Annotated in this window: 9 protein-coding genes; 1 reads left to right on the top strand and 8 read right to left on the bottom strand. The window is 64.6% G+C overall.

The genetic code is table 11. The features are described from left to right. Window positions 1–5 precede the first annotated feature (5 nt). The 8 genes from I2H31_RS00495 to I2H31_RS00460 all read right to left on the bottom strand — a co-directional run bounded on the left by I2H31_RS00495 (window position 6) and on the right by I2H31_RS00460 (window position 11,206). Window positions 6–860, bottom strand: coding sequence for a murein L,D-transpeptidase catalytic domain family protein (locus tag I2H31_RS00495; protein ID WP_196291036.1), 855 nt, complete (start codon window positions 858–860; stop codon window positions 6–8). A 45-nt stretch (window positions 861–905) separates the two neighbouring features. Continuing rightward, window positions 906–3,359 carry a T9SS type A sorting domain-containing protein gene (locus tag I2H31_RS00490; protein WP_196291035.1) on the bottom strand — a complete coding sequence of 818 codons (2,454 nt, stop codon included), beginning with the start codon at window positions 3,357–3,359 and terminating at the stop codon, window positions 906–908. Between the two features lie 312 nt (window positions 3,360–3,671). After that, complete coding sequence (locus I2H31_RS00485; protein ID WP_196291034.1) at window positions 3,672–5,978, bottom strand: TonB-dependent receptor; 2,307 nt, start codon at window positions 5,976–5,978, stop codon at window positions 3,672–3,674. 52 nt (window positions 5,979–6,030) lie between these two features. Next, window positions 6,031–6,264 carry a hypothetical protein gene (locus I2H31_RS00480; protein WP_196291033.1) on the bottom strand — a complete coding sequence of 78 codons (234 nt, stop codon included), beginning with the start codon at window positions 6,262–6,264 and terminating at the stop codon, window positions 6,031–6,033. A 152-nt stretch (window positions 6,265–6,416) separates the two neighbouring features. Next, window positions 6,417–6,803: a hypothetical protein gene (locus I2H31_RS00475; RefSeq protein WP_196291032.1), complete on the bottom strand. Its 387-nt coding sequence runs from the start codon at window positions 6,801–6,803 to the stop codon at window positions 6,417–6,419. Between the two features lie 44 nt (window positions 6,804–6,847). Next, window positions 6,848–7,558 (bottom strand): HupE/UreJ family protein, encoded by a 711-nt coding sequence (locus I2H31_RS00470; RefSeq protein ID WP_196291031.1) that lies wholly within the window; start codon window positions 7,556–7,558, stop codon window positions 6,848–6,850. Between the two features lies 1 nt (window position 7,559). Continuing rightward, window positions 7,560–8,888, bottom strand: a complete 1,329-nt coding sequence (locus tag I2H31_RS25570; protein ID WP_196291030.1) for a tetratricopeptide repeat protein — start codon at window positions 8,886–8,888, stop codon at window positions 7,560–7,562. A gap of 116 nt (window positions 8,889–9,004) precedes the next feature. Continuing rightward, entirely contained in the window at window positions 9,005–11,206 is a 2,202-nt protein-coding gene (locus I2H31_RS00460; RefSeq protein ID WP_196291029.1) for a DUF4331 family protein, read from the bottom strand. Window positions 11,207–11,517: 311 nt separating this feature from the next. On the opposite strand from I2H31_RS00460, the gene hscA reads away from it, so the two are divergent. Next, complete coding sequence (gene hscA, locus I2H31_RS00455) at window positions 11,518–13,389, top strand: Fe-S protein assembly chaperone HscA (RefSeq protein WP_196291028.1); 1,872 nt, start codon at window positions 11,518–11,520, stop codon at window positions 13,387–13,389. Window positions 13,390–13,461: the final 72 nt, after the last annotated feature.

Raw genomic sequence — 13,461 nt, 5'->3', positions numbered from 1 at the left:
TCGCCTTACCGCCAGCCGCGCTTGAGAAAGCGCCGCCCGGCGGCCGGACCGTCGAGCCAGCGCGAGGCCAGGCCGGGGCCGCTCAGCAGCATCAGGCTGCCCACCCGCATGGTGGCGATGATGGCCTTGAACTGCTCGGGCGGCAGGGCCGGGCAGCCGCGGCTGTAGCCCAGGTGGCCGTGCTGCTCAATGTATTTCGGGCTGGCGTAATCGGCGGCGTGCAGCACCACGTAGCGGTCGAAGGCATTGGTGTTCTGGCCCTTGTCCAACCCCTCGATGCGGCGCGAGTAGCCGTGGATGCCGTCGTAGGTGCCGGCCGTGCGGTAGAAGCCCAGGGAGGTGCAGGCCGACTTTTCCTCGTTGGAAAACCGCCGGGCGCGCAGGTGGCCGGAGCCTTCGCCGTGGGCCACGAGGCTGCGGTGCAGCACCTGGGCCTTTTGCAGGTCGATGACCCAGAGGCGCTCGGTGGTGTTGGGCAGGTCCATGTCGGCCACGGCCAGGAGGCCGGCCCGCTCAATGCGGCCGGTGGGGTGCAGCGTGAGGTAGCCCACGCAGGCTTGCTCCAGCACTTCGGGACGCAGCTGGGCGGCGGCGGGGCCGAGGGCAGCGTGCAACTGCCGGATGGCCTGGCGCAGGGTATCGGGCACGTTGGGCAACGAGGGCAGCGGCGTGAGGGCCAGCGAGTCGGTAGCAGGGTCCATGGCACTGCTGTCGCGCGTCGGCTGGGTAGTGGCTGCCGCTGCGGGCGTGGCTACCATTCGCGGCGCGGCGGTGCTTCGCAGCTCATCGGCCTGCAACTGGCACCCGGCCAGCAACAGCGCCAGTGCTGCCGATAGAATCCAGGGACTTCGCAAGCTCATTTCGAGTGTCAGGTTTCGCTTCGCTTTGTTCACCCCAATGCTGTCTTATGGAACCATTAAACGCTGGGTGGACTGGCCGCAGCGCAACAGGTACACGCCGGTTGGCAGCCCGCTCACAGGCAGCTTGACGCTGGGTGCACCCGCGGCCAAGTGCACCTCCCGCAGCAGCTGGCCGCGCACGTCCAGCAGTTGGACGCGCCGGGGCTTATCCGTTGGCGGCAGGGAAAAGGTGACTTGTTCCGACGCGGGATTGGGACACAGGCTGACGGCTGCCGGCAAGGCAGCGCCTGTGGCGGCGGTAGGCGAGCTTGGGTCGTAGATGCCGAAGCTGTTCAGGACCTTGTTTTCGTCGCCCACTGCAGTAAAAGCGCCACCGGCGTATAATTGACTGCCAAGGGCAGCCAGGGCGTACACTGCATTGTTTGCGCCGGTGCCGAGGCTGCTCCAGCTGCTGCCGTTCCACTTGGCCAGGTTTTGAGTGGCTGCCCCGCCAGCCTGGTTGAAGTAACCGCCCACGTACAGGTCGGAGCCGGCAACGGCCAGGGCCTGCACATAGCCCGGGCTCGTCAGGCCGTTGGCCGGGCCGGTGCCCAAGCTGCTCCACGTCGTGCCATCCCACCGGGCCACCTGATTGGCCGGCGCCCCGCCGGCCTGGTTGAAGTAGCCGCCCGCATAGACCGTGGGGCCTGCCACCGCCAACGCCAATACCGACCCGTTGACCCCACTGCCGACCCCGCTCCAGGTGGTGCCGTTCCAGCGCGCGATGTTGCTGACGGTGGTTGCTCCGGCCCGATTGAAGTAACCGCCCACGTACAGGTCGGGGCCTACCACGGCCAGTGCCTGCACGGCGGCGGCGAAGGGACTGCCGATACCGACGCCGTTGGCGCTACCCTGGCCCAGGCTGCTCCAGCTGGTGCCGCTCCATTTGGCAATGTAGCTGGCCGGGTTGCCCCCGGCCTGGGTGAAGCCCCCCCCGACGTACACGTCGCTGCCAATTACTGCCAGCGCATACACGAAGCCGTTGACGCCGTTGCTGGCGCCGCTGCCCAGGCTGCTCCAACTGCTGCCGTTCCACTTGGCCACGTAATTGGCCGGAACTGCGCCGACATTATAAAAGATGCCCCCCACGTACACGTCATTGCCGGCCACCGCAATGGCCCGTACCTGCATTCCGCCGGAGAAGACTCCACTGGTCAAGCTGCTCCACCCCGAACCGTTCCAACGGGCGATGCCTTCGGCAGCGATGCCGCCGGCCTGCTGGAAAAGGCCGCCCGCGTACACGGTGTTGTTGCTGGTCACGGCCAAGGAAAAAACAATGCCATCCAGCCCATTGGCAATGGGGGTGTTCGGTGCCAGGCTGTTCCAGGCGTTGCCGTCCCACCGGGCAATGTTATCGGCACGACGGCCGCCGGCGGTGATAAACTTGCCTCCCACATACACCTCGTTGCCAACGGCCAGCACGGCATATGCCACCGCGCTGAAATCCCCGCTCAGGCCCGTGCCCACGCCGCGCCACGTGGTGCCATCCCAGCGGGCCATGTAGCTGGCCACGGCACCGGCCGATTGGCTGAAAGCCCCGGAAATGTAGAGCTCAGTGCCCACGAAAGCTAGGCCCGTGACAATGCCGTTGCTGTTGCCGTTGGCAAAGCCGGCGCCGCCCACCCGGCTCCAGTTGCTGCCGTTCCATTTGGCCAGGCAATCAACCGTGACCCCACCCGCCACGGTGAAACCGCCGCCCACGTAGAGGTCGGTCCCGACCGGCAGCAAGGCCCATACGCCGCCATTGGTTAGGGTGCCAATGCCCGAACCCAGGGCACTCCAGGTAGAGCCGTCCCATTTGGCAATTCTACTGGCCGCAACTCCGCCCGCCGCGTTGAAACTGCCGCCCACGTACAGGTTGGTTCCTATCACGGCCAGGGCATCAACGTCTGGGATGCTCCCGCTCACGCCGTTGTTGAGGCCCGAGCCCAGCCCGCTCCACGCGTTGCCATCCCATTTTGCCACGCTGTTGGCCGAAACACTGCCGGCCAGGGTGAAGTTGCCGCCCACGTACAAGTCAGGCCCGAGCATGGCCAATGCCTGCACCCGCGAGGGCTGGGAGCTGTTGCTGTCAATGCCAGCCCCCAAGCCACTCCAGCTGGTGCCGTTCCATTTGGCCACGCTGCGCGCGCTTATGCCACCGGCCTGGGTAAAACGGCCGCCAACGTACAGGTCCGAACCCGCCACCACCAGGGCGTAAACCGGCCCATTGGCGCCATTGGCGGCGCCGGTGCCCAGGCTGCTCCAACTAGTACCGTCCCACTGGGCCACATTGCGCGCCACCACATTGCCGACGGACGAGAATTCGCCTCCTACGTAAATATTTGTTCCCGAGCGCACCACGGTACGCACCGTAGTGTTGGTGCCGGCCATGCCGAAACCGGACTGCCAGTATTCGTCGCCCGCACCGGTAGTCGACAGCGGCCGAAAGAAAGGCTTTCCGTTCGGCGCTGTAAACATCCGAAACTGCTGGGCATCAAACGAACCTTGGGCACCGGGCCGAAGCGTCCCGTCGGGGTTTAGGGCACTGGCCAATGAAGGAGCCGGGCCAGCCGGTGGGGCTGCTATTGCCCGCGCAGCCGCCAACAGCACTACTGAGGTTATTAGCAGCACCCACTGCCCTAAACGTGGCTTGTACATGAAGCAAACAGAAAGTAGCTTTTTATCCATCGGGCAGCGGAGAGTATGGTTTTCAAAGATAAGGCCGGCTTTGAGAAGCCCCCGTTCTCTTTCTGAGCGCATCAATCCGCAACCGCATTATCCGCAGTCGTATTAAAAGAACACGCTCACGTTCAGCTTGGCGTAAAACGGGGTGCCGGGCGTGAAATGCAGCTCGTCCACGCCCTCGGGCGTTTCGCCGGGCAGGCGGCTTTGGGTGGCGAATTGGGCCTGGTTCCAGTTCACGTCGAGCAGGTTTTCGGCGGTGGCGCCCACCTGGAAACGCGGCGTGGTGTAGCTCAGCACGGCGTCGAGCAGGAAGTAGCCGCGCGCCCGGATGCTGCCGTCGTCGTTGGCCGGGCGCGAGTCGATGTGGCGGTAGCGCAGGCTGCCGCTCAGGCCGCGCGGGGCCTTGTAGGTAAGCCCGCCAATGCTGGTGAAGGTGGGCGCCAGCGGAATGTAATTGGCCTCCGAAGGCGCTTCCAGCTGGCGGCCGTGGTTGTAGTTCAAGTCAGTGTCGAGAAATAGCCGGCGGCTGAGCTGATAGCGCAGGGCCACGTCGACGCCGTAGCGTTGGGTGGGGCCGGTGCTTTCGGTCACGCCTTCGTCGCCCACGTACACCAGCTCGTCCTGCAGGTGCAGGCTCCAGAGGGCGGCATTCACCACCAGGCTGGGCAGCGGCTTGAAGGTGCTGCCGAGCTCGTAGCCCAGCGCGCGGGGCAGCACATTGGCACTGGCGTCGCGGATGACGCCGCGCGCGTCGTTGGAGTGAAAGCCGAAGCCCGAGCGGGCGAACAGCTGCACGGCGGGCGTGAGCTGGTAGTACAGGTTCAGCTTGGGCGAGACGCGGGCGTGGCCGACGCGGCCCCGCAACGGCTCCAACTGCTCGGTATCGTCGTTGGCCAGCAGCCCGCGGAAATCGAAGGTGAAGAAATCGGCGCGCACGGCGGCGTTCACCGTGAGGCGGTCGGTGAGGCTGAGGGTTTCGTCGAGGTAGGCGTTGAGGTTTTGCTCAAACAGCCGGCCTTCGGTGGTGGTGCCGGTGAGCTGGCGCTGGGTGGCGCGGTACAGGCCGAGGTTGGAGAAGTCGTTGCGGGTGCCCACGCCCACGGTGCTGTGCAGCTGGCGGGCGCCGAGTTGGTCGTCGCGGTCGTAGGTGGCGGTGTAGCCAAAGAGGTGGCGGTCGTCGGTCTGCTCGATTTCGTCGCCATTCACTGGGTCACGCAGGAAGAAGGTAAAGTTGGAAAACAGGCCGAAATCGTACTTCGAGTAGTAAGCTTGCTGGCGCAGCACGGCGTCGTGGGGCAGCGCGGTGGTGAGGACCACGGAGGCGTTGGTGCGGCTGGTGCGGCCGCCCTCGCTGGGGTCGATGCTGCCGTAGCGCGAGATGCGGCCGTCGTTCACGGCGCGCTCCGGAATCTGCCCGCTGGCGTCCCAGCGCGAGGTGAAGTGCGAGCCCAGCAGCGTGAGCGAAGTGCGTTCCGAAAGCTGGCCGGTGTATTTGGCCAAGCCGTTGAAGCGCTTGAAATGCTGGGCGTTGTCGAAATACGAGTTGGTGAAGTTGTACTCGGCAGCCACGTAAGCGCTTTCGGGCCGCTTGCTGAGCAGATGGTGCTCGGTGCCCAGCAGGTCCAGCAGCACCAGCGCCCGGCGTGTGTCGAACTGGCCCAGCTCCAGCTTCACCTGGCTGTGCTCCAGACGGGTTTTGGTGAGAAATTCGCCCGCGCCCGCCGTGGCAAAATCGCCAAAACGAGCCGTGTAGGGGCCTTTATATACCTTGAGCTGCTCCACCGTTTCGGGGATTACGAAGTGGAAATCGGCGTAGCCCTGGCCGTGGGCGTGGCTCACCATGTTCACGGGCAGCCCGTCGATGCTCACGGCGAAATCGGTGCCGTGGTCGCAGTCGAAGCCGCGCAGAAAAATCTGCTCGGCCTTGCCGCCGCCCGCGTGCTGCGCGATGAACAGGCCCGGCACGAGGCGCAGCAGGTCCTGGGCCGAGTTCAGAGGCCGCAGCACCTGGTCGATGTGCGAAATGGCGGCCAGGCTTTGGTTGGGGTCCTGGGGCTGGCTCACGGTCACTTCGGCCAGGCTCAGGCTGGTGGCCGCCACGCGCAGGGCCAGGCGCTGGGTTTCGCCGGCGGCCAGCGTCAGGGGCAGCACCTGGGCGCGGTAGCCGAGGGCGCCCACCCGCAGCGCGTAGGTGCCCGGCGTCAGGCCTTCGAGCCGGAAGTTGCCCAGCGCGTCGGTGGCGGTGCCGCCGGGCCGGCCTTGCAGGCCCACGCTCACGCCGGCCACCGGCTGGCCCGAAAGCGAGTCGGCCACGGTGCCGCGCAGCGTGGCGGTGCTTTGGGCCGAAGCCGTTGGCACCAATCCGTAAATTGCAATTAAGCAAGCCAATAGCGCAGTAATGAACTGTTTCATCTGATGAAGAAGTAAAGCGAGCGGCCTCACCGAAGCGAAGCCGCCCGTCAGATTAGAAATTGGCTTTGCTCATGCAGTTGGCCCGGCACTGGGCGCGGTGCTGCGCCCGTTGCTGGCCGAGGTGGCCGCGCGGCGAGCCGCTCGTCGCAGCTGCTTGCGGCATCGCGCGGCCACTGCTCAGGCCCAACGGATTGGTGGCGATGCGGCCGGCGGCCGGCAGTTGCACGCGGGAAACAAGGCCCGTAGCAGTCGCTACGGATTGAAAAGAATTGACCCGGAAATTCATGGGATGGGGGAGTTGAACGCGCCCGGGCGCAGTGGCCCAGTAGCAGCGTCGGATGAAACTGGATAAGTGGTAGCGGGGCGTAACCTTGCGGCAAACGCCCGCGGTGGCCCCGTTTGGGTTCGAACCGAACGCCAACAGGACCAAAACGCAACTTATCCCCGACGGGGCGGCAACTCAATTTCGCCCCGGTATCCAACAAGCAAGGCCGTTTCACGGCCCGCCACCCGGGGTTCGGCAAATGCATAAAAGGGCCGAAAGAATACCACCGGCGCTTCGGCCAGGCAGTGCGCATCGAGGCCCTTGAAGGAATTCAGCAACTGCTGCAAGGGCAGGCGCTCGCCGGTTTTCTTAATGGTGTACTGCACGCCGTTGCAGTCGTCGAAGCAGGCCAGGCGCAGGGTGTGCTTCAACTGGCAATCCGGGCGGTGCACGTAGGCAAAAGGCCGGTCAATGGGCTTCGCCGGGCGCTCCACGAGGCCGGCTCCGACCACCAGAAGGTAGTTGGCCAGCAACAGCAGCACGAGAAACGAACGAAGCATGAGCAGAATGCAAGTGGTAGGGACCGGAACACAGTCCGGGAAAATCAGGTAAAAAAAACACGCTCCACGGTCCAGTAAGCCGCCACGAGGCCGATGACCACCGACACCGGCACCACCACCCGCTGCTTGTACCAGGATTTATCGGCGGCCCAGCGCCCCACCAGCGCCCAGCACAGCAGAATAACGGCTACCTGTCCGGCTTCAACGCCCACGTTGAAAGAAATCAAGGAGCCGAAATAGTCCTTTTGCGGCAGCCCCAGGCCCGTGAGGGCGCTGGCGAACCCCATGCCGTGCACCAGCCCAAAGCCGAACACCACCGCCACGCGCCACGGGTTGAGCCGGTCGGTGATGATGTTTTCGATGGCTACAAATAGGATGGACAACGCAATAATGGGCTCAATAATGGCCGGCAGCGGCTGAATCAGCCCGTACATGGCCAGGCCCAGCGTGATGGAGTGCGCCACCGTGAAGGCCGTGGCCTGCAGCAGCACCGGCTTGAGCCGCGGCTCCAGAATGTAGAGGCTGATGATGAACAGGATGTGGTCGAACCCCAGCGGAATGATATGCGTGAACCCTAGTTGCAGGTAGGTCCAGAATATCTCGGTGCGCGACAGTTTCGACAGGTCCGTGTTGAGGACGTGCGCGGCGGCCGGCAGCGCCAGCGCGGGCAGCAGCGCGGGCAGCAGCAGCGCGGGCAGCAGCGCGGCGCGGCGCCGCCAGGCTCGGCCCCAAAACGGTCTGGCAGTCAGTTCCATATCAGCGGGCGGCCAGCAGCTTTTTGCCCTCGGCTTCCACGTCGGGGTTGAGGTAGGGAGCGGTTTTCAGGGAGCTTTCCAGCAGGGCCTGGCCTTCGGCGGTTCGGCCCAGCTTGGTGAGGATGAGGCCGGCGCGGCCCAGCAGCACCGGGTTTTTGGAGCCCGTGCGGCGGGCCACCTGCATGTATTTCTGCGCCTCGGCGTACTGCCCGCGCTTGTAGAGCACCCAAGCCATGGTTTCGTTTACGTCGATGTTGTCGGGGCGGCGGGCGTACTCGATTTTGGCGTGTGCCAGCGCCTTGTCCAACTCGTTGGTCTTGAGGTAAGCGTACGCCAGCTCGCGGTCGGCGTAGTGGCCCATCTGCTCGTTGTCGTCGGCCTCTTTGGCGGCGCTGGCCAGCATGGAAATTGACTCCTCGGCCATTTTATTGGCCTGGTCGGGTTGCCCGTTCAGGCGGTACAAGTCCGTCAGCTCGTCGGCAAAAGCATAATCCTTCACCGTCGCGCGGGCCTGCTGGTAGTACTTGATAGCGGCGCCGTAGTCGCGGCGGGCCGCAGCCATGCGGCCCAGTCCAGCCAGCGCGTAGGAATAGGCCGGGCGGGCCGCCAGGGCCATCAGGTAGTGGCCGCGGGCTTGGGCCGTGTCGCCGCTTATTTCATACAGGTGGCCCAGGGCCACGCGCGTCCACTCGGTTTGCTCCAGGCCGATGTAGCCGGCCTTGGCAGCCATGTCCATGGCCTGAATGGCGCCGGGCACGTCGCCGTAAATCTCGCGCAGGTAGCTCACGCGGGCGTAGGCCGCCAGGTCGGGCCGCAGCTCGTTCATTTTGTCGGCCATCTTAATGGCTTCGTCGTAGTGGCCCATTTCCACGTTGGCATCCGTCAGCAGCCCGTACACGAAGCCGCTGTTCGGGTTGAGCTTCTGCGCTTGCTGGGCAAGGCCCAGGCCCTGCGCAAAATGGTGCTGCGTGAGGCAGAGCGAGGCCTTGCAGCACAGGGCCTCAAAGTTCTCGGGCTCGGCTTGCAGCACTTCTTCCAACAGTTCCATGGCGGCGCCGTCGTAATAGGGGTGGTCGCCGGTCACGCGGGCTTCCTGCATGTAGGCCTGAGCCAGCAGCAGGCGGCTCTTGTGGTCGTCAGGGTTGGTGCGCAACTTGGCCAGCAGGCCGTCAATGGCCGCTTTGGTGTTCAGCCACTCGCCGCCGGCGGCCAGGTCGCCGTGGCGCTCCTTCAGCGTGGGCATGTGCGCCACGGGCTTCTTGAACACGAAAATGGCTACGGCTAGCAGGCCGAACACCACCAATAATCCAGGGTATAGATACTTTTTCACAAAGGCAGAAAAATCAATTAACAGCAAGGTAAGCCCCGAAACCCCCTACCGACAATGAGCCGCCGCCAGCCCCTTCAGGGCCCAACGACGGCTCATTGTTCAGCAGTGTGGGAAGATTATTGGCGCTCGATGCGCACCGACTGCACCACCGTGCTGCCGTTGTACAGCGTGGCAATGTACTGGCCGGGGGCTACGCTGCGGCCCGGCTCCCAGGTGAGTTCGTTCGTGCCCTGAGCAAAGGACTTGTCCTTGGCCACGGTGGCCACCTTGCGGCCCGTGATGTCGCTGATGACCAGGCTCATGGTGCCGCGGGCGGGCAGCTCGAAGTGCAGCGTGGTGCGGTCCACGAAGGGGTTCGGGAAGGCTTGGGCCACCGTTAGGTTGGGCGACAGGCCGAGGCCGGCCGAGCGCTGGGCCAGGGCCACGCGCTGGGCGTTGGTGCCACTCCAGGGCGACTGCACGTAGGGGAATGTGGTGCGGAACGTGGTGTCGTTGGCGCTGACGCCGGCGTTGAAGGCCAGCACGCGGCCCAACTGCGTGGTAACGGGGCTGGGCGAGGTGGGCGTATAGTCATCGTACCACAGGCCAATGGCGGCCAGCACCACGCCACCCACGGCTTTCAGCTCGATGCGGGTCACGTCGTCTTCCAGGCGGCGGCCGTTGGGGAAGCCGTCCATGTTCGGAATGGCCTGCAGCGAGTTGTTGGCGTTGAAGCGGGAGTCGGTAAGGCCGAGTACGGCGGCGGCCAGCAGGCCGTCGGAGCTAAAGTCGGTCGAGGTGCGCGAGGTGGGCTGTACGGCCATGTTCAGGCGCAGCATGTCGCCGCCGGGGTTGCCGGGCGTGGCGCCCACCAGCAGGAAGTTGTTGATGAAGGGCTTGCCGGCGGCCAGCGGGTTACCGCCTTTGCCAGTGGCCAGCTGGTAGGGAATGGCGTTCGGCACGCCGGTGTGGAAGATGGGCAGCAAGTCGACCGAGCGGGGCTTGCCGGGACGCAGCAGGTACTCACCGTAGCCGCCGCTGGCCAGGGGGGCCAGGGCCGTGCCGGTCACCAGGGGCGTACCAGCTAGGGCGCTTACGCCGGCCGCGCCGTTGCGGAAGTCAAAGCCGGCGAAGCTGGCGCCGCCCAACAAGGCCTGGCCGGCCAGCGACTTCGACTGAATGCGCAAGGCATTGAGCGGCGAACCCGGACCCGAAATAACCTCCCCGTAGTACGTCTGGCCGGCGGGCTTGGGTGCGGTCGTAGCTGACGGCACGTTATCAGCCAGGTACAGGCCCAACTCGGGGTTCGACAGGTAGTCGTCGGTAATGGCGGCCTCGGCGTAGGGCGAGCCCGCATTCCAGGCGTCTTTGGCGCCAATGGGGTTGATGACTTCGTTCAGCAGCGGCATGCCGATGCGCGATACCTGCACGTAGTTGCCCGAAGTAGTAGGCGCCGCGCCCGTGGCCGACAGCACGCGGGTGGAGGGCCGGCTGGCCGAGGCCCACACGCCGATGACGTAGTTCGGGTCGAGGATGCTGGTGGTGCCGGTCAGGGCTGGGGCGCTGGCTTTCTTCAGCACCGACACCGGCACTTGCATGGCAATGGCGTGGGTGTTTTTGCGGGCCAGGCCGTCGCGGGCCGCGCCGGGCGCGCGGAGGTTGCCCAGGTCGAAAATGCCCCCCAGGTCGGCGAAGAACGGGTCGTCGGTGGGGCCGCAGAATATTTTGGTGCCGTCGGCCAGCGTCTGGATGGCGCCAGCGGTCAGCGTTTCGTAGTTATTGGTGCGTAAGTTAGCGGGCAGGCCGGCGGCGCTGCCAATGGAGCGCGGGCCGATGTTCGGCGGGGGCACCACGCCGTTGGTCACGATGGTGCTGAAAGCCCCGCCCCCCACGCTTTTTTCGCAGGTGTAGGTGGTTTTCAGGTTTTGTAAACCTAGCCGTACGTTGAAGAACGTGTTGATGTCCTGGTTGGTGCGGGTGAAGGTGAACCGGTACGTGATGTCGTCGCCGGTGTTGCCGGTCGTGCCGTTCTTGATGTGAATTTCGTAGCGCACGTTTTCGCCGAACGTGTTGTAGTTGGGGCCGCCCTGGGGCAGTTCCAGCGGAATGTAGTTGGCGATGATGGTGACGGCGGCGCTCGCGTCGTTGCCCGGAAATTCGGGGCTGCGGAAAGCGTAGAGGTCGGTGTTGTCGGCCAACGGGTCGTCGGCGATGAGCGGGGCTTCGCGGTGGCTCGAAGCCTCCAGCGTATTGTGTTGGCCACTCCAGGCCAACATCCCTCCCACCGAAGTTGCGAGCAGAGCAACGTGGAACAGGGGACGAGTAAGCAGGTTTTTCATGTAAAAGAAATGTGGGTAAAGGTGGAAAAAAGTAGCAAAGCGGAGCCTGAACACCGACTACCGTAGCAGCCGGATATTTAAGATTCCCAAATGTTTATAGACACTTGTATCACCCTTACGAGCCCAGCAATCGTTTTGGTTTGAAATAATATTAAAATCCTTAAATAAAATTCCAGTGTTCGGGTAAGCTGCCGCCCGGCTCCTGCATCATTTCCGGGCCGGGCTTGTTTAGGGGCTACTTTTGCACCCGCGCCAGCCGGCGTTATTTTTTTATTTCCTCCGGGCCCGCGCCAGCGCCGGCCTCCCTCCCTATGGCTACAGTCGCTATCAACCTTGCCACCGGCAGCCTCCAGCAAGAAGAAATCATTGTGGGCATCGACTTAGGCACCACCAACAGCCTGGTGGCCTACGTGCACCCCGAAACCCGCCAGCCCGTGGCCATCAATGACCTGGGCCGCGGCACCATCGTGCCCTCGGTGGTGCACTTCCCCGCCGAGGGCACCGAGCCCGTGGTGGGCACCGAAGCCCGCGAGTTTCTCCTCACCGACCCGCAGCGCACCATCTACTCGGTGAAGCGCCTGCTCGGCAAAAGCTACCGCGACCTCGGCGAGCACGCCGGCCAGCTGGGCTACAAGGTGATTGACGATAATTCGGAAGGCCTGGTGAAAATTCGGGTCGACGACCGGTTCTACTCGCCCATCGAGCTGTCGGCCGACATCCTGCGCGAGTTGCGCGCCCGCGCCGAGCACGCCCTCAAAACCCCCGTAAACCGCGCCGTCATCACCGTGCCGGCGTATTTCAACGACTCGCAGCGCCAGGCCACCCGCGACGCCGGCCGCCTGGCCGGCCTCGAAGTGCTGCGCATCGTGAACGAGCCTACCGCGGCGGCCTTGGCCTACGGCATCGGGCTCGACCCCGACGAAGCGAAAACCGTGGCCGTGTACGACCTCGGCGGCGGCACCTTCGACATCAGCATTCTGCGCATTCAGCAAGGCATTTTTGAGGTGCTGAGCACCAACGGCGATACCTACCTGGGCGGCGACGACCTGGACCGCGCCGTGGTGGAGCACTGGACGCGCACGTTTGACCTGCCCGCGTCTTTCCACTCCGACCCGCACCTGCAGCAGCAGTTGCGCCTGGCCGCCGAGATGGCCAAGAAATACCTGAGCCAGCACGACGACTTCACCACCCATCTCACCGACGAAGCTGGCCGGAATCTCCCCGTCACGCTCACCCGCGCGCAGTTCAACGACCTCATTCGCCCGCTGGTGGACCGCACCATCGCAGCCTGCCGCCAGGCCGTTGGCGACGCGAAACTGAGCGCCCCACTCGACGCCGTGCTGCTGGTGGGCGGCTCCACCCGCGTGCCGCTGGTGTACGAAGCGGTATCGGAATTTTTCGGCCAACCGGCCAACAACTCGCTGAACCCCGATGAAGTGGTAGCCCTAGGCGCCGCCATTCAGGCCGATATTCTGGCCGGCAACCGGCGCGATGTGCTGCTGCTCGACGTGACGCCCCTCACGCTGGGCATCGAAACGCTGGGCGGCCTGCTGGACCCCATCATCCCGCGCAACTCCAAAATCCCGACCAAAGCCGGCCGCCAGTACACCACCAGCGTCGACGGCCAGGTGAACCTCAAAATCGCCGTGTACCAGGGCGAGCGCGACCTCGTGAGCCAGAACCGCAAGCTGGGCGAGTTCGTGCTCACGGGCATTCCGGCCATGCCGGCGGGCCTGCCCAAAGTCGACGTCAACTTCCTGCTCAATGCCGACGGCATTCTGAAAGTGGAAGCCATTGAGCTGCGCTCGAACACACGCCAGCAAGTCGAAATCAAGCCTCAGTATGGCCTGACCGACGAGCAGGTGGAGCAAATGCTGATGGATTCGCTGGTGAACGCCAAGGACGACGTAGCCGCCCGCCTGCTCATCGAAGCCCGCACCGCCGCCGAGCAGCTGCTGTACCAGGTCGATAATTTCACCCGCAAAAACCGCCAGCACCTCACCGAGGAAGAGCTGACGGCTACCGCCGCTCAGGTAGAAAAAGTGCGCATTGCCCTGAGCGGCTCCGAGCGCGACCCCATCCTCAAAGCCATGGACGAACTGGACGAGCTGACCCGGCCCTACGCCGAGCGCGTGATGAACATCTCCATTCAGCAGGCCATGGCCGGGAAGAAAATCGGATAGGTTTGGGTGGTGGCTATGCTTCGGCAATTTGCCTCACCTGTGCGCTACTTCTGAGCCTGGTTTCGCCCTTGC

The organism is Hymenobacter ruricola, assembly GCF_015694525.1.
Classification (GTDB): Bacteria; Bacteroidota; Bacteroidia; order Cytophagales; family Hymenobacteraceae; genus Hymenobacter; species Hymenobacter ruricola.
Note: the sequence above shows the minus strand (reverse complement) of the source record. Positions and strands in the feature narration are given on the sequence as shown.